23 protein-coding genes are annotated in these 19,241 nt (G+C 65.2%); 8 read left to right on the forward strand and 15 right to left on the reverse strand.

The genetic code is table 11. The features are described 5' to 3' along the window. Window position 1: 1 nt before the first annotated feature. The 6 genes from ACVWW6_RS13350 to uvrC all read right to left on the reverse strand — a co-directional run bounded on the left by ACVWW6_RS13350 (window position 2) and on the right by uvrC (window position 5,146). Window positions 2-589 carry a phage holin family protein gene (locus tag ACVWW6_RS13350; protein WP_011090208.1) on the reverse strand — a complete coding sequence of 196 codons (588 nt, stop codon included), beginning with the start codon at window positions 587-589 and terminating at the stop codon, window positions 2-4. An 89-nt stretch (window positions 590-678) separates the two neighbouring features. Further along, window positions 679-1,638 carry a 50S ribosomal protein L3 N(5)-glutamine methyltransferase gene (gene prmB / locus ACVWW6_RS13355; protein ID WP_456680850.1) on the reverse strand — a complete coding sequence of 320 codons (960 nt, stop codon included), beginning with the start codon at window positions 1,636-1,638 and terminating at the stop codon, window positions 679-681. Next, window positions 1,638-2,120: a molybdenum cofactor biosynthesis protein MoaE gene (locus ACVWW6_RS13360; protein ID WP_011090206.1), complete on the reverse strand. Its 483-nt coding sequence runs from the start codon at window positions 2,118-2,120 to the stop codon at window positions 1,638-1,640. The genes prmB and ACVWW6_RS13360 overlap by 1 nt, the downstream gene beginning before the upstream one ends. Window positions 2,121-2,124: 4 nt before the next feature. Further along, the gene (gene moaD, locus ACVWW6_RS13365; protein WP_011090205.1) at window positions 2,125-2,376 is read right to left on the reverse strand and encodes a molybdopterin converting factor subunit 1; all 252 of its coding nucleotides are present in this window, start codon (window positions 2,374-2,376) and stop codon (window positions 2,125-2,127) included. Beyond that, window positions 2,373-2,990: a CDP-diacylglycerol--glycerol-3-phosphate 3-phosphatidyltransferase gene (gene pgsA, locus ACVWW6_RS13370; protein ID WP_011090204.1), complete on the reverse strand. Its 618-nt coding sequence runs from the start codon at window positions 2,988-2,990 to the stop codon at window positions 2,373-2,375. The genes moaD and pgsA overlap by 4 nt, the downstream gene beginning before the upstream one ends. A 95-nt stretch (window positions 2,991-3,085) precedes the next feature. Beyond that, on the reverse strand, window positions 3,086-5,146 hold the full coding sequence (uvrC, locus tag ACVWW6_RS13375) for an excinuclease ABC subunit UvrC (RefSeq protein ID WP_456680851.1): 2,061 nt from the start codon (window positions 5,144-5,146) through the stop codon (window positions 3,086-3,088). A 244-nt stretch (window positions 5,147-5,390) separates the two neighbouring features. Between uvrC and ACVWW6_RS13380 the strand changes: the two genes are divergently transcribed. Beyond that, complete coding sequence (locus ACVWW6_RS13380; RefSeq protein WP_028174662.1) at window positions 5,391-6,014, forward strand: outer membrane protein; 624 nt, start codon at window positions 5,391-5,393, stop codon at window positions 6,012-6,014. An 88-nt stretch (window positions 6,015-6,102) separates the two neighbouring features. Here ACVWW6_RS13380 and ACVWW6_RS13385 read toward each other — a convergent pair whose 3' ends face one another. From ACVWW6_RS13385 to ACVWW6_RS13400, 4 genes are all read right to left on the reverse strand, one after another. Next, window positions 6,103-6,318 carry a cold-shock protein gene (locus ACVWW6_RS13385; RefSeq protein WP_008544396.1) on the reverse strand — a complete coding sequence of 72 codons (216 nt, stop codon included), beginning with the start codon at window positions 6,316-6,318 and terminating at the stop codon, window positions 6,103-6,105. Window positions 6,319-6,568: 250 nt separating this feature from the next. Next, on the reverse strand, window positions 6,569-7,429 hold the full coding sequence (locus ACVWW6_RS13390; RefSeq protein WP_271555209.1) for a 23S rRNA (adenine(2030)-N(6))-methyltransferase RlmJ: 861 nt from the start codon (window positions 7,427-7,429) through the stop codon (window positions 6,569-6,571). Window positions 7,430-7,553: 124 nt separating this feature from the next. After that, on the reverse strand, window positions 7,554-8,270 hold the full coding sequence (locus ACVWW6_RS13395) for a ribonuclease T2 family protein (protein WP_456680852.1): 717 nt from the start codon (window positions 8,268-8,270) through the stop codon (window positions 7,554-7,556). A 121-nt stretch (window positions 8,271-8,391) separates the two neighbouring features. After that, window positions 8,392-8,856, reverse strand: coding sequence for a hypothetical protein (locus tag ACVWW6_RS13400; protein WP_028174664.1), 465 nt, complete (start codon window positions 8,854-8,856; stop codon window positions 8,392-8,394). Between the two features lie 181 nt (window positions 8,857-9,037). Here ACVWW6_RS13400 and ACVWW6_RS13405 point away from each other — a divergent pair, with 181 nt between their 5' ends. After that, complete coding sequence (locus ACVWW6_RS13405) at window positions 9,038-9,331, forward strand: hypothetical protein (RefSeq protein WP_011090198.1); 294 nt, start codon at window positions 9,038-9,040, stop codon at window positions 9,329-9,331. A gap of 44 nt (window positions 9,332-9,375) precedes the next feature. Next, window positions 9,376-9,906: a DUF3617 domain-containing protein gene (locus ACVWW6_RS13410; protein ID WP_011090197.1), complete on the forward strand. Its 531-nt coding sequence runs from the start codon at window positions 9,376-9,378 to the stop codon at window positions 9,904-9,906. A 48-nt stretch (window positions 9,907-9,954) separates the two neighbouring features. On the opposite strand, the gene ACVWW6_RS13415 is transcribed toward ACVWW6_RS13410, so the two are convergent. The 3 genes from ACVWW6_RS13415 to ACVWW6_RS13425 are packed head-to-tail and all read right to left on the reverse strand — an operon-like array spanning window position 9,955 to window position 12,634. Beyond that, the gene (locus ACVWW6_RS13415) at window positions 9,955-11,343 is read right to left on the reverse strand and encodes an ATP-binding protein (RefSeq protein WP_011090196.1); all 1,389 of its coding nucleotides are present in this window, start codon (window positions 11,341-11,343) and stop codon (window positions 9,955-9,957) included. Between the two features lie 20 nt (window positions 11,344-11,363). Continuing rightward, on the reverse strand, window positions 11,364-12,095 hold the full coding sequence (locus ACVWW6_RS13420) for a response regulator (RefSeq protein WP_028174665.1): 732 nt from the start codon (window positions 12,093-12,095) through the stop codon (window positions 11,364-11,366). Then, window positions 12,092-12,634, reverse strand: coding sequence for a MarR family winged helix-turn-helix transcriptional regulator (locus ACVWW6_RS13425; RefSeq protein WP_051000365.1), 543 nt, complete (start codon window positions 12,632-12,634; stop codon window positions 12,092-12,094). Before ACVWW6_RS13425 ends, ACVWW6_RS13420 begins: the two co-directional genes overlap by 4 nt. A 340-nt stretch (window positions 12,635-12,974) precedes the next feature. On the opposite strand from ACVWW6_RS13425, the gene ACVWW6_RS13430 reads away from it, so the two are divergent. The 5 genes from ACVWW6_RS13430 (at window position 12,975) to ACVWW6_RS13450 (ending at window position 17,352) form a co-directional block, all read left to right on the forward strand. After that, window positions 12,975-14,057 (forward strand): branched-chain amino acid aminotransferase, encoded by a 1,083-nt coding sequence (locus ACVWW6_RS13430; protein ID WP_011090193.1) that lies wholly within the window; start codon window positions 12,975-12,977, stop codon window positions 14,055-14,057. Between the two features lie 219 nt (window positions 14,058-14,276). Further along, entirely contained in the window at window positions 14,277-14,801 is a 525-nt protein-coding gene (locus tag ACVWW6_RS13435) for a YegJ family protein (protein WP_011090192.1), read from the forward strand. A 189-nt stretch (window positions 14,802-14,990) separates the two neighbouring features. After that, window positions 14,991-16,511 carry a histidine--tRNA ligase gene (hisS, locus tag ACVWW6_RS13440; RefSeq protein WP_456680853.1) on the forward strand — a complete coding sequence of 507 codons (1,521 nt, stop codon included), beginning with the start codon at window positions 14,991-14,993 and terminating at the stop codon, window positions 16,509-16,511. Window positions 16,512-16,566: 55 nt separating this feature from the next. Continuing rightward, entirely contained in the window at window positions 16,567-16,833 is a 267-nt protein-coding gene (locus ACVWW6_RS13445; RefSeq protein WP_011090190.1) for a tautomerase family protein, read from the forward strand. 114 nt (window positions 16,834-16,947) lie between these two features. Further along, a complete protein-coding gene (locus tag ACVWW6_RS13450; RefSeq protein ID WP_011090189.1) occupies window positions 16,948-17,352 on the forward strand; it encodes a thioesterase family protein in 405 nt (134 codons plus the stop codon). Between the two features lie 96 nt (window positions 17,353-17,448). Here ACVWW6_RS13450 and proC read toward each other — a convergent pair whose 3' ends face one another. Further along, window positions 17,449-18,321, reverse strand: a complete 873-nt coding sequence (gene proC, locus ACVWW6_RS13455) for a pyrroline-5-carboxylate reductase (protein ID WP_456683155.1) — start codon at window positions 18,319-18,321, stop codon at window positions 17,449-17,451. A 151-nt stretch (window positions 18,322-18,472) separates the two neighbouring features. Beyond that, window positions 18,473-18,973, reverse strand: coding sequence for a type III secretion system chaperone family protein (locus ACVWW6_RS13460; protein ID WP_028174670.1), 501 nt, complete (start codon window positions 18,971-18,973; stop codon window positions 18,473-18,475). Window positions 18,974-19,241: the final 268 nt, after the last annotated feature.

The raw sequence follows: 19,241 nt of genomic DNA on the forward strand, positions 1-19,241 counted from the left end.
CTCAAGCGTCCAATCCGTGCCCGTGCCGTCTCCGACGCGCGGCCGTGAAGCCCAGCAGCCCGACGGCTGCGAGCATCAGACCCAGCTGCACGGGACGGTTGGCGCGCACGGGCCGGGTGTTGCCGCCATGGCTGCGTTCGCCGGGTGCGAGCGGCGCCAGGGGAATCGTCGTCGCGACCTCTTTCACCGCCTGCTTGACCGTTCCGCGCGGAATCCGCGGGGTGGCGATCGCAACGCGCAGGCGGCTGGCCAGCGGCACGATCGGCTTGTCCCGACGGTTCATCTGGGCCAGAGCCGCGCCGCCGCAGCATGCAGCCAGGACCAACAGCACGGCGCCGACGGCACCGAAGCCCCAGAACTGTCCGTAGGTGATCGCGATCCAGCGGTACAGGGCGACCAGGCCGACAAAGAAGGCCGCGATCAGGAACAGCCCGGCCACTGCGAACAGGCCGGCCGCGACCGCATAGGACGTCGCCCGTCCCGTGGCCTGGCTGGTGCGGTCACGCAAGTAGGACCGGGCGGCACGCTTGAGATGGTTGAGTTTCAGCGCCACGCCGACGCGCAGCAATTCGCCCGATGGCGCGAGCATGCGGACATCCTCCGAGAGCGAGACATTCGTCGGGGATGAACGTGACGGGATTTGACTTGTTCCGCGCGGAGTGCCGCCGCGGCGGCCGATCAGTCGAGATCGGCGGCCGCGATCCAGAATACCTCGCCTTCGGAGTCTTCGGTGTCCAGCCAGAGCAGCGGCAGTTCCGGGAAGGCCTCGTCGACCAATTCGCGGCCGCGGCCAATCTCGCAGATCAACCCGCCGTCCGGCGTCAGGTGCTCAGGGGCGTCGCGCAGGATCCGGCGCACCACGTCGAGACCGTCGACGCCGCCGTCGAAGGCAAGCTTCGGCTCGGCTCGGCATTCCGGCGGCAAGGCCGCCATGCCTTCCGCATCGACGTAAGGCGGGTTGGTGATGATAAGGTCGTATCTGTTATCGCCGAGCGGGGCGAACAGGTCGCCGCGATGGAGCGTGACCCGCTCATCGAGCCCGTGCTCCCCGACATTGCGCGCGGCGACTTCGAGCGCGCCCTTGGAGATGTCGACGGCATCGACCGTTGCATTCGGGAAGTGATACGCGGCGAGGATGGCAAGGCATCCCGAACCCGTGCAGAGGTCGAGCACGCGCTCGACGGCCGTGGGGTCGTCGATCAGCGAGCCGGCCTCGCCGTCGCCGCCGAAATGCGAATCCAGCAGTTCGCCGATGTAGGAGCGCGGGACGATGACGCGCTCGTCGACATAGAAGGGCAGGCCGCGCATGTAGATCTTGTTGACGAGATAGGCGGCCGGTTTGCGCGTGGTCACGCGCCGATGAATCAGGTCGAGGAGGGTCTTGCCTTCCGCGGCGGTGACGCGGGCGTGGGCAAAGGCCTCGAACTGGTCGGGATGCAGATGCAGGGCCTCGCAGACCAGGAAGGCCGCTTCCGCCACCGGATCGGTGGTGCCGTGCGCGAAGGCGAGCTTGGCTTCATTGAAGCGGCTCACGGCATAGCGGACGTAGTCGATGAGCGTGACAAGCTCGCCGCGGCCGACCTTCGCAAGTTTTGGCGCGGCGCGGCCGCGCGCGGTCTTTTTCGAAGCTCTTGCCATCAGGATTTCGTCCAGCGTGCGGCGGCCTCGTCATCACGGGCGTGGGCCTCGACCCAGCCGGTGCCGGTGGCGCTCTCTTCCTTCTTCCAGAACGGCGCGCTGGTCTTGAGATAGTCCATCAGGAACTCGGCCGCCTGGAATGCGGCCTGACGATGCTGCGAGGCGGTCAGCACCAGCACGATGTTCTGGCCGGGCATGAACCGCCCGACGCGATGGATGACCGTGACGCCGTTGAGCGGCCAGCGCGTGGTTGCCTCGTCGACATGACGCTTGATCTCTTCCTCGGCCATGCCGGGATAATGTTCGAGCGTCAGCGCGGCGATCTTCGCGCTATCCTCGTCGCCGCGGCAGATGCCGGAGAAGCTCACGACCGCGCCGATGTCGGTCCGGCTCCTGGTCAGGAGCGCGATCTCGCGCGCAATGTCGAAATCGTCCTCTTGAATACGGATGGTGACGGGGCCGGTGGTCGCAGGGGAAGTCATGGGCCTAGCCGCCGGTCATCGGCGGGAAGAACGCGATCTCGCGGGCGCCCGCGATTGCGGCGTCCGACTTGACATGGGCATGGTCGATCGCGGCGCGGATGACCTTCGGCTTCTCGAACGCATAGGCATAGGCCTCGCTCCGGCCGGACAGCCAGGCGATCAGCTCCTCGACGGTGCGCACGGTCGCGGGCGGCTCGATGGTTTCCTCGGCCTTGCCGACGCGTTCGCGCACCCAGGCAAAATATTTCACCTTCATACCTCATCCTCCTTGATGAGGTGATGGATGCCGGAGCGGAAATAATCGTAGCCGGTGTACATGGTGAGGATCGCCGAGGCCCACAGCAGCAAGAGGCCGATCTGGGTTACGACGGGCACGACCTGGTCGCCGGCCTCGCCCGCGAGCAGGAAGCCGATGGCGACGAGCTGGACCGTGGTCTTCCACTTGGCAAGCTTGGTGACGGGCACGCTGACGCGCAGCGCGGCGAGATATTCGCGCAGGCCCGAGACCAGGATCTCGCGGCACAGGATCACGATGGCGGCCCACAGCGACCAGCCATGGATGATACCGTCGGCGGCCAGCATCAGTAGGCAGGAGGCGACCAGCAGCTTGTCGGCGATCGGATCGAGCATCCGGCCGAACGCCGATTGTTGATTCCAGATCCGCGCGTAATAGCCGTCGAGGTAATCGGTGACTGCCGCCGCGATGAAAATGGCGACCGCGACCCAGCGCAGCCACAACGGCTGATCCAGAATCGACTGCGCGTAGATGCACCCGACCACGACCGGGATCGCGGCGATCCGGCCATAGGTCAGGATGTTCGGGAGGGACATCGCGCGGCTGGTCGTCCCTCGTGTCGTGGCGATGTTCATCCGTCCTACCAATACCGCTCAAGCCTGAAGGTCAACCGTCCCGCTCCCAAATGGGGTGCAGGATGCGACGACCATATGACTGCGGACCCCTTAGTTCACCCCGGCTGGGGATGGAAATACTCGAAAATCCTGCGGGCGCTTTCGGCGCTCACCCCCGGAACCTTGCCGAGATCGGCGATCGAGGCCCGTTCGATCTCCTTCAGGGTTCCGAAATGATGCAGCAAGGCACGTTTGCGTGACGGGCCGATGCCCGGAATCTCCTGCAAACCGGCCTCGCGGATGTCCTTCTTGCGCAGCTTGCGGTGCGAGCCGATGACGAAGCGGTGGGCCTCGTCGCGCAGACGCTGAATGAAATAGAGCACGGGGTCGCGCGGCTCGAGCTTGATCGCCTCGCGCTCCGGCATGAACAGGGTCTCGCGGCCGGCATCCCGGTCCGGCCCCTTGGCGACCGACATCAGCGACACCCGGGTCAGGCCGAGATTTGCAAAGATCTCCCGGACGGCGTTGAGCTGGCCGCGGCCGCCGTCGATGATCACGAGGTCGGGCCATTGCGGAAAATCGTCGTCCTTGACCTTGGCGCCCTCCTCGGGCGGATTGATGAGGCGCTTGAAGCGGCGCTCCAGCACCTCGCGCATCATGCCGTAGTCGTCGCCGGGCGTGACCCCTTCCGACTTGATGTTGAACTTGCGGTACTGGTTCTTCACGAAGCCGTCCGGGCCGGCGACGATCATGGCGCCGACCGCATTGGTGCCCTGGATGTGGCTGTTGTCGTAGACTTCGATGCGCTTGGGAGCATGCGGCAGGCTCAACGTCGTCGCCATGGCATCGAGCAGGCGGCCCTGCGTCGCGGTGTCCGCGAGCTTCCGGCCCAGCGCCTCGCGCGCATTGGTCAGCGCATGGGCGACGAGCTCCTTCTTCTCGCCGCGCTTCGGCGCGGTGACCTCGATCTTGTGGCCGGCCTTGATCGACAGCGCGTTGGCAAGCAGCTCGCTCTCCTCGATCTCATGCGAAAGCAGGATGTTCTTCGGCGGCGGCTTGTCGTCGTAGAACTGGGCGAGGAAGGAGCCGAGCACTTCTTCGGGCGTAAAGGTCTTCTCCGCGCGCGGGAAATAGGCGCGGTTGCCCCAGTTCTGGCCGGTGCGGAAGAAGAACACCTCGACGCAGGAGAAGCCGCCCTCCTGGTGGATGGCGAACACGTCGGCTTCCTCCACCGTGCGCGGATTGATGCCCTGCTGCGACTGGATCGCCGACAGCGCGGCTAGGCGGTCGCGGTAGAGCGCGGCGGTCTCGAATTCGAGCTCATTGGCCGCCTTCTCCATCTCGCCGGCGAGCTCCTGCTTCACCGCATGGCTCTTGCCGGAGAGGAAGTCGGTCGCCTCGCGCACCAGGGTCGTATAGCCGGGGAAATCAATCTCGCGGGTGCAGGGACCGGCGCAGCGGCGGATCTGGTAGAGCAGGCAGGGCCTGCTGCGGCTCTCGAAGAAGGAATCGGTGCAGGAGCGGATCAGAAACGCGCGCTGCAGCGCCGTGATGGTGCGGTTGACGGCGCCTGCGGAGGCGAACGGGCCGAAATAGCGTCCGGGCCGGGTCTGCGCTCCGCGGTGCTTCAGGATCTGCGGCGCCCAGTGGTCGCCGGTGATCAGGATATAGGGAAACGACTTGTCGTCGCGCAGCTGCACGTTGAAGCGCGGCCGGAGCTGCTTGATGAGGTTGGCTTCCAGCAGCAGCGCTTCGGTCTCGGTGTTGGTCGAGACGATCTCCACGGTCACCGTGGCGGCGATCATGCGCAGGATGCGCGCCGGTTGCGGCGCACTCTGGCGCGCGTAGTTGGACAGGCGCTTTTTGACGTTCTTGGCCTTGCCGACATAGAGCACGTCGGCATTCGCGTTGAGCATGCGATAGACGCCGGGCGAGGTCGGCGCGAGCCGGACCGCGCGCTCGATCGCCTCATGGCCGCTCGCCAGCGGCTCTTCGCCGACTGCGCCGCTCTCTTCCAGGATGTCAGGCAGAAGCGCGTCGTCCTCGTCGTCGCCGCCCGTGGTGGCGGGATCGAGGTCGGGCGGTGCCGTCTCCTGGGACGGGGCGTCCGGTGCCGTGCCGCGCCTTGATTTGCGAACGCGGGTGTCGTCCGGATCGTCGGTGGAATCGTGAACCATGGGACGAATTTAGGCGCTGGGGGGACCGATTTGAAGTTCCGGCCATGCTGCACGCACAGGATGGCGGCGCAGTTCCCGGTAACGCTTCCTTAAGTCTGTTAAGCGCGCGGTAACGGGTCTTAACAGCCCTTTAACTTAAAACTCTCGATAAATCTTACGCGAAAAGTCTTGGTTCCGTAACCACGCGACATGGCGCGGCGGCGCCGGCATCGCACCGGTTGCGGCAGTTGCGTTGGAGTGTGTGATGAAGAGGCTCGTTGTGGGCGCAGCCGCGTTGGTTGCCGCCGGCTGGACAGCTTCGGCAGAGGCCGCCGATCTCAGTTACGGGCAGCGTGCCCCCTATACCGTCAACCAGCCGCTGAACGCCTATAGCTGGGCCGGTCCGTATCTCGGCGGCAACATCGGCTATGAGTGGGGCTCGGTCGACAACAATCCCTCAAAGCCGTCCGGCTTCGTCGGCGGCATTCAGGCCGGTTACAATTTCCAGAATGGCCCGTGGGTGTTCGGCGTCGAGGGCGACATCCAGGCCGCTGGCGCCGACGACACCTTCGCGCCCTGGAAGTTCTCCAATCCGTGGTTCGGCACCCTGCGCGGCCGCGCCGGCTATGCCTTCAGCAACGTGCTGTTCTACGGCACCGCCGGCCTCGCCTTCGGCGAGCTGCGCGCGCAGACCTTCGGCTGGACGGAGTCGCACACCAGCGCCGGCTGGACCATCGGTGCCGGTGCGGAAGTCGGCCTCGCGCCGAACTGGAGCGCCAAGCTCGAATATCTCTACATCGATCTGTCGACGAGTCAGTTCGCAATTACAGGCGTGTCAAACGGCTATACCGCCAGCGTTGTGCGCGCAGGCGTCAACTATCACTTCTGATAGCCAAATAAGAAAATACCGGACAATAACCTCCCGGCCGCTCGCGGCCGGGACTTTTTTTGCGCCAGGTTTTTTTGCGTCAGGCCCGCTAGGAGAGGATGACCAAATTGACCGCCTTCGGTCCCTTCCCCTTCTTGTCCGGTTCGACTTCGAAAGTAATACGCTGTCCTTCGGCAAGGTCCTTCAGTCCCGCTCGCTCCACAGCAGTGATGTGAACGAAGACATCGCGACCGCCGTCATCCGGCTTGATGAAGCCGTAGCCGCGCTCGCCGTTGAAGAACTTGACCGTTCCCGTCATGGCCATCGGGAAACTCCCCCTCATTGCTCCTCCGTCGTGACGCAGACTCACGTCACGACATGACCGGGCCGTACGGAGCCCGGGAGCTGGCCATCCTTGGGCGGACCTTTCGGTCCGGCCGGATCTTTCTTAGGCCTTCACTCCGCCGCAACCATTCGCGGAAGCGGAACGTAAAGCCAGTCACAGAAATAGCATAATACGGTTCTTTGCAGATTGACTACCGCTCCTGCATATTTTTCCCAAGAATGCCGGAGTGTTACGGCCTCGGCACCTCTAATCGGAATCTGGCAGCGCCGCCCTGGCCGAGCGGCATTTCGAGCTCGGGCAGGATCGTCTTGAGCTCGCCGTGCAGCGTGTAAGGGGGATTGACGATCAGCAGTCCGGTGGAGGTGAGGGCTGCGCCGTCCGCTTGCGGCGCGGCACTGAATTCGAGGCGCAGGCATTTGCCCGGTGGCTTTGCTGCGGCTGCGAGCCGCGCCACGAGCTGTGCCAGCGCATCGGTGGCGCGCCGACTCTTGGCCGGATACCAGATTACATAGATACCGGTCGGCCATTTTGCGAAAGCCTCCGAGAAGGCTTCGCCCAGCCGTTCGAACTCGTTCTTTGCCTCGAACGGCGGGTCGATCAGCACGAGCCCGCGCCGCTCCTTCGGCGGCACGAAGGCCGGCAGTGCCACCCAGCCGTCGAGATCGACCACGCGTGCCTGCTCGTCGCGGCGCAGCACGTCGATCAGCGCCTTGCGTGCCTTCGGCTCGAGTTCGCAGGCGACGAGGCGGTCCTGCGGCCTGAGCAGGCCGCGCGCGATCAGCGGCGAACCCGGATAGGCCTTGAGCTCGCCCTTCGGATTGAAGGCGCGGACGATGTCGAGATAAGGCTTTGTCAGCGCCGCGGTCTCGTTCGACAGGCGCGCCTGCATCAGTCGCGCGATGCCGGTCAGCCATTCGCCACCGCGCCGCGCCTCGTCGCTTTCGAGATCGTAGAGGCCGGCGCCGGCATGGGTGTCGATGACGCGGAACGCCCCCGGCTTGTCCTGCAAATAAGTGAGAATGCGCGCCAGCACGATGTGCTTGATGACATCGGCAAAGTTGCCGGCATGAAAGGCGTGACGGTAGTTCATGGCGGAGAGTTACGACATCGCGCGATGAAAGTAACTCCCGTCATTCCGGGGCGGTACGTAGCACCGAACTGCGCACCATAGTTCACGCTTCGCGTGCCCCGGAATGACGGAGCTGATTTAGCAGCTACCCACCCCTGATCGGCGGCATCGTCACCTGGTCGCGGCGGCAGGCGCGGCGGTCCATCTCCTCGCAGGCGCGGAATTGCAGGTCCTTGCTGAGGCAGATGCGGACCTCGGACAGCCGCGTCCGGTTGCAGGTGACCGAGACGGCGGCGCTGCCGAGGCCCGGATTGGCCTTGATGAAGGCCTCCTCGACGTCGGCAGGCGCCACGGTCTTGGCCTGCGACAATTCGAGATATTCGGCCGGAATCTTGATGGCGGCGCGCGCTTTCCTGATCGTCTCGAAATAGCTGCGGTCGGCGAGCCCCGAGCAGGTGCCGTGCTTGTCCCACTCGTTGAAGATCAGGCCCGGCGCCGGCATCAGGTCGAGCATCGAGGAGACGATGCTGCGGTTCAGCCGCGGCGCCGGCCGCTGGCAATATTCCGGGAAGCCGTTCTCATATTGCGGCCACAGCCCGTGCACCACGAAGGAATAGGGCCGGCCGCTGCACTGGATCTGGGAGCGGCCGCCGCGCTCCGCCGCCTCCTCGCAGAAGGAGGGCGACCACGAGAGGGACAGCACATAGAAATCGAATTCGCCGGGCGCGTTCTGCCGCCTGTCCTGGGCTTTCGCGACGCCCGCCGGCAAGACCAGCCCGGCGGCAAGGGGCAGGGCAAAGGTCAAGGCCAAGGTCAGCGAGATCATCAGGCGGGAGAACGAATGCAATCTGGAATGAAACATGGCGACGCCCCTCAACTAGACTGTGCAATCGAGCCTAGCAGGCGATGAGAACATTTCAAGAACAAAATTCGGGCGGCGCCCGTGTCGGGCCGCTGGCTCGGTCCGAATCAGGGCTGTCGAATTACTGCTTGGCGGCGCGGCAGGCCGGATTGTAGGCCCAGTTGCGGTCGAGCCCGACCACGCACCATTCGACACCATTGCCGTAACCGGCGAAGCCGCCATCCTCGATGATCGAGAAATGCACCTTGCGCACCTTGCCGTCGTTGAGCATGGCCTCGCCGGTGCAATAACGGCGCGGAATATTGTCGGACTGCCAGGGTCGGAACGCGGTCTCGTGCACGGCGGAGAAGCCGGTGATCTTCAACGAGGAATTCCAGAAGGCGCTTTCCTTCTCCCAGAACTGGGTGGCGATCGTCGGCAGCGCCTTGTCGCAATCGGCCACATTGCCGTCATAGCGCGGTCCGCTCAGCCAGAAATTCAGCTCCAGCGGATTGGCGGCCCTGGCCTCACCGAGCGACAGCGCCCCGAACATGAGGCCGAGCACGGCGGCAAAGCGGAGCGATTTCAGGGAGGTCGAGGCGCGCATGGGCAATCCAGACAGATGATCTGCGGAGGTCGGACGGTGCCGCGAAGGGCGGGTGAGGTCAAGTGCAGCGCGGCAACACTTGGCCAGGAGTTGACCAGAACGTCGCATCCGACAGGGCTTCAGTTCTTTTCACTTCCGTCCCGGCACCGTAAACTGGCGCCAACCAATTGGAGTAACGGGAATGCGAATCATTGCGGCCGCGGGCCTTCTTGCCCTGGGTATGATGGCGGGCCAGTCGGCGCGCGCCGATATCCTTCCTGTGCCCCCGTTCAAGGGCAACGACACCGGCGGCATCATCGCCTATTCGATGGCCAATCAGGTCGATGCGCGGCAGGTCGCGGTCGATCATTGCGCGCGGTACGGCAAGGTCGTCAAATTCCTCGGCGTGCAGGCCTATGAGGGCGGCTACATCTCGTTCTCCTGCCGCTGGGTGCCCTATGGCGCCGCCAACCAGCCGATCCGCACGCTGTACTGAGGCGTTTTCGTAACGCAGCGATCTCTCAGCCGGGAGCTTCCCACATGACGCGCAAACTTGCTTTGCTCGGCTCGGCCCTTTGCCTTGTGGTGTCGGCAGGCGGCGCCAGTGCCGACGATCTGCCGGTGCGCAAGGCCGGCCTGTGGGAATTGAAAATGGTCAGGACCGGCTCGCAGATGCCGGAAATGACCATGCAGCACTGCACCGACGAGACCGTCGACAAGGAGATGAACAACAACGTCTCCCCGATGGCCAAGCAGATCTGCGCCAAGCAGGACATCAAGAAGACCGCGACCGGTTATGTCAGCGATTCCGAGTGCAGCGTCGCCGGCATCAGCACCACCTCGCACGCCGAGATCACGGGCGATTTCAACTCGGCCTATACGGTGAAGACCACCTCGCACGCGCAAGGCGGCGCCGCCGGCGCGGCGGGGCGCGACACCACCATGACGCTCGAAGCGAAATGGCTCGGCGCCTGCAAGCCGGACCAGAAGCCCGGCGACATCGTGATGCCCGGCGGCTTCAAGATGAACGTGCGCGACGTCGACAAGCTGAAGGCGCTGCTGCCGAAGTAGGCGAGATTGTAGCCCGGATGGAGCGTAGCGAAATCCGGGCTACGGCAGTTACACCGGTATCCGCACGCTCGCCCTTAATCCGCCCATCGGGCTATCGCCCAGCGTGATGTCGCCGCCATGCGAGCGGGCGATGTCGCGGGCGATGGCGAGGCCAAGGCCCGTGCCGCCTTCGTCCTGGTTGCGGGCGTTGTCCAGCCGCAGGAACGGCTTGAACACCTCTTCGCGCAGATGCGCGGGGATGCCCGGGCCGTCGTCGTCGACCGTGACGGTCAGATAACGGTGATCGCGCTGGCCGGTGATGGCGATGCTCTTGCCGTAGCGCGCCGCATTGGTGACGAGGTTGGCGAGGCAGCGCTTGAACGAGGCCGGCTTCACCGTCACCACCGGCAATCCGTTGAATGCGACGGTTGCAGCGTGGCCGTGGCGTTCGGCATCGCTGCGCAGCTCCTCGAGCGCCTGCGCCATGTCGGTCGGCTGCGACTGCTCGCCGGAATCGCCGCGGGCAAACGCAAGGTAGTCCTCCAGCATCATCGACATCTCGTCGACGTCCTTGCGCATGCCCTCGAGCTCCGGGCTGTCGCCGATCAGCGCCAGCTCGAGCTTGAAGCGGGTCAGGATGGTGCGCAGGTCGTGGCTGACGCCGGCCAGCATCGCGGTGCGCTGCTCCATCGTGCGCTCGATGCGTGATTTCATTTCCAGGAATGCGACCGCCGCGCGCCGCACTTCGCGCGCGCCGCGCGGCCTGAAGTTCGGCGCCTCGCGGCCCTTGCCGAAGCTTTCGGCGGCATCGGCAAGGCGCAGGATCGGCTTGATCTGGTTGCGCAGGAACAGCACCGCGACGATCAAGAGGATCGAGGACGTGCCGACCATCCAGAACAGGAAGATCTCCGAGTTCGAAGCGTAAGCGGCACTGCGCTGCGCGAACACGCGCATCACGGCGTCGTCGAGCTGGATGCGGATCTCGACGAGGTTGGAGCGGCCGACCGTGTCGATCCAGAACGAGCGCCCGATCTGGCGGCCGAGCTGCACCGACAGCGTCTGGTCGAGCAGCGAGAAGAACGGCTTTGGTCCTGGCGGCGGCATGTCGCCGGCGGGCAGGAAGTCGACCACGAGTCCGAGGCGTTGCTGCGCGATGCGGCGGATCTGGTCGCGATCCTTGTCCTGCGGATAGCCCTTGTAGATGTCGATCAGCGCGGCGATGTCCTGCACCACTGCGGCCGACAGGCGGCGCGTCACCGTGTTCCAGTGCCGCTCCATGAACACGAAGGCGACGACCGATTGCAGGATCACCATCGGCACGATCATGATGAGGAGCGCGCGGGCATAGAGGCCGGTCGGCATCCAGCCCTTGAACGCATTGCCCATCCAGCCATTGGCGGCGGAGACGCGGCCGGCGGCGCTCTTCAGCAGCGTCAGGCCGGTATCGATCGTGCTCATCGGTCGCGTTTCACTGCGGTTTAAGGCGAGGCCACCAGGCGATAGCCGATGCCGCGCACCGCCTGGAGGAACAGCGGATTGGCGGGATCGGTCTCGATCTTACGCCTGAGGCGGTTGATCTGCACGTCGACGGCGCGCTCGTTGACGCTGCCATTGCCGGTCAGTGCGCTGCGCGGCACGGTCTCGCCCGGCGTCTCAGAGAGAATCCGCAGCATCTCGCGCTCGCGGTCGGTGAGGTGAATGACCTCTTCGCCCTGGCGCAATTCGCCGCGATCGAGATGGTAGACGTAGGGGCCGAACGCGATCTTCTCCACCACCGCTGCCTGCGGCGGCGGGGCGGCGCGCTTGAGGATGTTGTTGATGCGCAGCGCGAGCTCGCGTGGCTCGAACGGCTTTGCCACGTAGTCGTCGGCGCCGATCTGAAGGCCTTCGATGCGGGCTTCCGCTTCGTGGCGCGCCGTCAGCATCACGATCGGCACCGAGGAGGACGTCCGGATGAAGCGGGCGAGGTCGAAGCCGGTCTCGCCAGGCATCATGACGTCGAGGATCAGGAGGTCGAAATGCAGGCCCATGAGCTTCGAACGCGCATCGCTGGCGCTCGCCGCGGTCGAGACGCGATAGCCTTCGCCGGCGAGGAAGCGCGACAGCAGATCGCGGATGCGGCGGTCGTCGTCGACCAGCAGGAGATGCGGGGCGTCGTCGGCCGGTTGCACCGGCGGACGGGCGAGCGTGGCAGCGAGTGGCACGGTCACTCCTTTGCGTCTTGATTGACGGAGGCGAAGATCGTCTCCAGCACCTTGTCCGGATCGTCGCGGTCGATCATCGCGCGCAGGAAGCGCTTGACGGTCTCCGCATCCTGCGGCGCCATCTCGGCGAGCGCCTTGGTGATCCGCGTGGTCTGGAGCCCGGCGAGCTTCTGCACCAGCGCCTCGCCCTTCGGCGTTGCGTAGAGCAGGCGCTGGCGGCGGTCATTGTCGCCGGTCTTCTGCACGATATAGCCCTCGTCCAGGAGCTGCTTGAGCACCCGGCCGAGCGACTGTTTTGTGATGCGCAGGACGTCGAGGAGGTCGGCGACCTTGAGCCCGGGATAGCGGTAGACGAAGTGCATGACGCGGTGATGGGCCCGGCCGAAGCCGAACGCCTCCAGCTCCTGGTCGGGATCGCCGACGAAGTCGCGATAGGCGAAGAACAGCAGCTCGATGATATCCCAGCGCAAATTGCCTCCATCGCCTGCCGCCGGCCGGGGCTCGGCAGCGTCTTGAGGGGGAGTCGCGAAATTTATGTCAGGCATATTGACGTATCTTGGGTTCAATGTTACAAAACGATCAGCCCGCACGAAATTTTAGATCGTTTCGCGTCGGGTGGCATCGAAGCTGAGGCGGCCGGAGAGAGTCGGACAGGCAGCGACGGCCGGATCAGATCTACCGTGCGATTGTCGAGCGGCATTTCGACAAAACATACTGGACTTCCGCCTTCCGCAAAAGCATGTCCTCGGCGACATGCTGGCCACGGAAACCGGCCGTAACAAGGCTGGCGGTGGCCCGGCCACAACTCTAATCAAGCCAGCCGGACCCGAAACAGGGCAGGCGGGCGCCAGAACAGCGCCGCTACCGGCAGCGGGAGCCAAGGACATGAGCATGAAATTCGACATCCAGCCCGCATCCAATCCTACTCCAGAAAAGGACCGCGTCGCCAAGCTGGTGGACCCCGGCTTCGGGCGGGTCTTCACCGACCACATGGCGATCGTCCGTTACAACCAGGCCAAGGGCGGCTGGTACGAGGCGCGCATCGAGGCGCGCGCCAACTTCCAGCTCGATCCGGCCGGCGCCGTCCTGCACTACGCCCAGGAAATTTTCGAGGGCCTCAAGGCCTACAAGCGCGACGACGGCGGCGTGAACCTGTTCCGCCCCGACGCCAATGCGCGGCGTTTCAGGGACTCGGCCGATCGCATGGCGATGGCGCAGCTGCCCGAAGACGTCTTCATCGAGGCGGTCGAGCAGGTCGTGCGCATCGATCGCGCCTGGATGCCGGGCGGCGAGGGCAGCCTTTACCTGCGCCCCTTCATGATCGCGAGCGAGACCTTCCTCGGCGTCAAGCCGTCCTCCGAATACATCTTCGCGGTGATCGCCTCACCGGTCGGCTCCTATTTCAAGGGCGGGCCTGCGCCGGTGTCGATCTGGGTCTCGGAGAACTACACGCGCGCCGCGGTCGGCGGCACCGGCGCCGTCAAGTGCGGTGGCAATTACGCCGCGAGTCTGCGTGCGCAGGCGGAAGCCATTCAGCACGGCTGCGATCAGGTGGTCTTCCTCGATGCGATCGAGCGCCGCTACGTCGAGGAGCTCGGCGGCATGAACATCTTCTTCGTGTTCGAGGACGGCTCGTTGTCGACGCCGCCGCTCGGCACGATCCTGCCCGGCATCACCCGCGACTCCATCATCGCGCTGGCGAAGGATGCCGGCAAGACGGTGCGCGAGGAGCCGTACTCGCTCGACCAGTGGCGCAAGGATGCGGCCAGCGGCAAGCTGAAGGAAGCGTTCGCCTGCGGCACCGCGGCGGTGATCTCGCCGATCGGCAAGGTGCGCTCGGTGAGCGGCGATTTCGAGATCAGCGGCGGCGTCGCCGGCCCGGTCGCCATGGGCCTGCGCAAGCAGCTCGTCGACATCCAGTACGGCCGCACCAACGATCCCCACAACTGGATCCGCAAGGTGTTTTGATTTTTCTCCCTCTCCCCGCTTGCGGGGAGAGGGGCGGGGTGAGGGGGAGTCTCCACGGGGACGCTGGCAGTTGGACTCGCGGAGAGTCCCCCTCACCCGGAATCCGCGCGTTCCGGCCTCTCCCCGCAAGCGGGGAGAGGCGAAGAGCGGGCATCATGAACGCCCCGCCATGATCGCGCGACAAAGCCCGAGACATCGAGGCATTCGGACATCGCGATCATGGCATCCACGCTTTCCCAGCCCCTGAAATGGGTCGTCCTCGCCGCAATCACCGGCATCACCGTCTTCGGCATCCTGACCATCGGCCCCAAGCCGGAGGTCGCAGCCGAAGACCGCTCGCCCGTGGTCGATGTGCGCACCACCGACCCCGAGATGAACACCGCGATCGCACGCGCCCGCGGCACGCTGCCGACCTTCTGGGCGTCCTATGAGGCGCCCAAGCCGTCGGAAACCGGGCACGCCCTGAAAGTGCGCTTTTTCACCCGCAAAGGCGGCGAGCACATCTGGATCGCCGAGGTGAAGAAACTGCCGAACGGGGCCTATTCGGGCGTGTTCGCCAACGAACCGCGTGATCTGCCCGGCAAGCGGGCAGGCGATAAGGTCACATTCAGCGAAGCCGACATCTCGGACTGGATGTTCATGCGCAACGGCAAGATCGTCGGCGGCGAAACCATCAAGCCGACGCTGAAGTCGCTGCCGAAGGCGGATGCGGACGCCCTCCGGGCGCGCATGGAGCAGCCGTAGAGGTAGGGTCGTCATTCCGGGATGGTCCGAAGGACCAGACCTGAGGTGCGCAGTTGCGCACCGGGGAATCTCGAGATTCCGGGCTCGATGCTGCGCATCGCCCCGGAATGACGCCGAGGCGGGCGGACTTGGGGCCCCCGGCTTGCCGCCCCGGTTGCCGCCTCGCGCGTCGGCTGGTAAACGCCGCGCATGGCCGAAAAACCCAAAAAACCCCAGAAACTGAAGGCGCGCCTGCCGCGCGGGCTCGAGGATCGCGATCCCGCCGCGATCCGGGCGACGCGCGAGATGGTCGAGAAGATCCGCGCCGTCTACGAGCTCTACGGCTTCGAGCCGGTGGAGACGCCGGCGATGGAATACACCGACGCGCTCGGCAAGTTCCTGCCCGACCAGGACCGCCCGAACGAGGGCGTGTTCTCGTTCCAGGACGACGACGAGCAGTGGATTAGCTTGCGCTACGATCTGACCGCGCCGCTCGCCCGCTATGTCGGCGAGCGCTACGGGACGAACGGTCTGGTCTTGCCCTACCGCAGCTACCGCGTCGGCTACGTCTTCCGCAACGAGAAGCCCGGCCCCGGCCGCTTCCGCCAGTTCATGCAGTTCGATGCCGACACGGTCGGCTCGGCAACGCCGGCGGCGGATGCCGAGATCTGCATGATGGCTGCGGACACGATGGAGGCGCTTGGCGTTCAGCGCGGCCAGTACGTGGTGAAGGTGAACAACCGAAAAGTGCTCGACGGTGTTCTGGAAGCCATTGGACTTGCCGGCGACGAGAATGCCGCACGTCGGCTGACAGTGCTGCGCGCAATCGACAAGCTCGACAAGTTTCCCGCCGACGAGGTGCGCAAATTGCTCGGTCCCGGCAGGTGGGATGGTGGCGAAGAGGGCAAGGGCGACTTCACGAAAGGCGCCAATTTGAGCGCGGCGGAGGCCGACGTTGTTCTGGCCATCACCAAACCGCGCGACGATTGGAAAGAAGCCATTGCCGCGGCGGAAGCTTACCTCGCCAAGAGCGAAGTTGGTCAGGCCGGCGTGAGCGAGCTGGAAGAGATCGCCAAGCTGGTCATGGCGTCGGGGTACGGTGCGGACCGCATCAAGATCGACCCCTCCGTCGTGCGCGGCCTCGAATACTACACCGGCCCCGTCTACGAGGTCGAACTCCTGCTCGACACCAAGGACGAGAAGGGCCGCCCGGTACGCTTCGGCTCCGTCGGTGGCGGTGGCCGCTACGACGGCCTCGTCTCGCGCTTCCGCGGCGAGCCGGTGCCGGCGACCGGATTCTCGATCGGCGTCTCGCGGCTCCAGGCTGCGCTGACGCTGCTCGGCAAGCTCGACACGCGGCCCGAGTTCGGTCCCGTCGTCGTCACCGTGTTCGACCGCGACCGCGTCGCCGACTACCAGAAGATGGTGGCAAGCCTGCGCACCGCTGGTGTCCGCGCCGAGCTCTATCTCGGCAATCCCAAGAACATGGGCAACCAGCTCAAATATGCCGACCGCCGCAACGCGCCCTGCGTCATCATCCAGGGCTCGGATGAAAAGGCGCGCGGCGAGGTGCAGATCAAGGACCTGATCGAGGGCGCGAAGGCGGCTGCCGCGATCGCCTCGAACCAGGAATGGCGCGAGAGCCGCCCGGCGCAGTTCTCGTGCGGCGAAGCCGACCTCGTCGCAAAGGTGCGCGAGGTGCTGGCGCGCCATGACGTGAGCTGGGGCTAGCCATTCGCGCATCGCCTGATGCCCGGGCTTGTCCCGGGCATCCACGTCCTGTTTGATGCACACGACTTTGAATGATCGGGACAAGCCCGATCATGACGACAGCAGCAGGGAGAAAACGATGCCTGAGATCACCGTCAGCATGGCCGAAGGCCGCACCGATGAACAGAAGGCCGGCATGATGCGTGACATCACGCAGGCCCTGGTGAAGAATCTCGGCGTCGACGCCGATGCCGTCGTCATCCAGATCAACGAAGCCCCGCTCCGCCACAAGATGAAGGGCGGCAAGACGTTCGTGGAGCGCGCGGCGGCTGCGAAGAAGTGACGCGTTAGCGTCATTCCGGGGCAGCCCGTCAGGGCTGAACCCGGAATCTCGAGCTGTAAACTTCTGGATTCCGGGTTCGCGCTTCGCGCGCCCCGGAATGACGAGCGAGAAGTCATGGACGCACGCGACTTCATCACGACAGGCATGAGCGCGGAGCGCACGCTGGTGGTCCCAGTGGAGCGCACGGTCGGGCACTTCGTGCCGGGCATGCCTTTTGTCTATGCGACGCCGATGATGATCCTCGAGATGGAGATGACGTCGGGCGATGCGATCCGCCCTGCGCTTCAGCCGGGCTGGGTCACGGTCGGCACCGAGGTCGACATCCGCCATCTCGCAGCCGCCCTGGTCGGCGCGACGGTGCGGACCACCGCGAAGGTGGTCGCGGTCGAGCGCCGCGTCATCCGTTTCGAAGTCGAGGCGTTCGAGGGCACGCGCAAGCTCGGCGAGGGCCGCCACGCGCGCGGGCTCGTCAATGTCGAGATGTTCAACAAGCGGCTCGGGGCAGGCTCGAAATCGTAGGGTGGGCAAAGGCGCGAAGCGCCGTGCCCACCATTGCTCAGCGTGCAAGACAGATGTGGTGGGCACGCTTCGCTTTGCCCACCCTACGGCATCTTGCTACTTCGCCAATTCCTTCGACCGCTGCGTCGCCGCTGCGATTGCACGGATCATCAGGTCGCGCAGGCCGGGCTCGCCCATCAGCACGCCGAGCGCTGCGGCCGTGGTGCCGCCGGGCGAGGTGACGTTCTGGCGCAGCGTGCCGGAGGGCAGCTCGGATTGATGCAGCAGCTCGCCCGAGCCTGCCACCGTTTCGCGCGCGAGCTTCGTCGCCAGCGCCTCGGGCAATCCCGCTTCGACACCGGCGCGCGCAAGTTCCTCGGCGAGCAGGAACACATAGGCCGGTCCCGAGCCGGACACCGCGGTCACCGCATCCATCAGGCTCTCATCCTCGACCCATTCGACCGAGCCGGTGGCGCGCAGCAGCGCGTCGGCCACCGCGCGTTGCGCGGTGCTGACGTTGTTCGCCGCAACCGCCACCGTGATGCCGCGGCCGATCGCGGCCGGCGTGTTCGGCATCGCGCGCACGACAGCGCCGCCGCAGACCTCCTGAAGCGAGGCGATCGTGGTTCCCGCCATGATCGAGACCACGGAGGTCTTCTCCGAGACGAAGGGCTTCAGCTTCGCGCCGGCCTCGCGGAACATCTGCGGCTTCACCGCGACGACCATCGTCTCGACCTGACCTGCCGCCTTCGCATCGGGATTGAGCGCCACGCCCTTGGCGGCAAGCGCGCTGATCTCAGGCGCGATGTGCGGGTCGACCACCGCGACACGGCGCGGATCGAGTCCGCCCGCCAGCCATCCGGTCAGCATCGCGCCGCCCATCTTGCCGGCGCCGGCGAGAAGGATGGTGCCGGTGATGTTTTGAAGAGTGCTGTTCGCCACTGTGGTCACCACAAATTCGGTGTCGTCCCGGCGAAGGCCGGGACCCATAACCACGAATGTTTCTAGTGGATGCAGCTGTTGGCAACAAGCCGCGTGCCACAAACGAAATCACGCGGTATGGATCCCGGATCTGCGCGCGCTTTGGGCGCGCTTGTCCGGGATGACGTGGGGAGGGAGCGCCCTTACGTCACGAGAGGCCCTACGCCTCTCCCACCGTGTCGAACATCGCCGCGTCCATCGCTTCCGTCGTGGTCTTGCCCGCCCACACCACGAACTGGAACGCCGGGAAGTAGCGCTCGCAGGCGTGGATGGCGCCGGCGAGCATGGCTTCGCATTGCGCGGTCGAAGCGGTGAGTCCGCCCGGCAGCACCAGGGCCTGGCGGTGCATGACCATGCCGGTGTTGGTCCACAGGTCGAAATGGCCGACCCACAACTGCTCGTTGACGGCGGCGACGAGCCGCTGCACTTCGCTCCGCCGTGCGACCGGAATCTTCATGTCGAACGCGCAGGCCAGATGCAGCGCCTCGATCCCGCCCATCCAGGTGAAGGAGAGCTGGTAGTCGGTCCATTGTCCCTTCGAGACAATCGTGAGTTCGTCTTCGCCGGAGCGTTCGAACGGCCAGTTGTTGCTGGCAGCGATATCCTCGACCACCGCGAGCGGGTGATTTCTGGAATCGATAGCGCCTTCGAGCAGGGACATGCCGTCTCGACCTCTTGCCTTCTTGTTGTCTTTGATACGCACGCGGTTGGTCCGGCGCGCGCTCCCTTAATATTGCTAAGGCGATCCCCTTGGCGTCGCTCTCGCGATCCCGGGATCAGCGCGGGCTTGTCGCGGATCAACTGATGTGATTTGCGGAATCTGCGCAACTGGCTGCCGAGTCCGTCCACAAGTCAGGACTCGTTCGTCCACAGCTCATCTCCGCCACAATTCTTAACGGAGGAGAACAAACCGGAATCGGATCGGCCGG

The organism is Bradyrhizobium sp. USDA 3311, assembly GCF_054062495.1.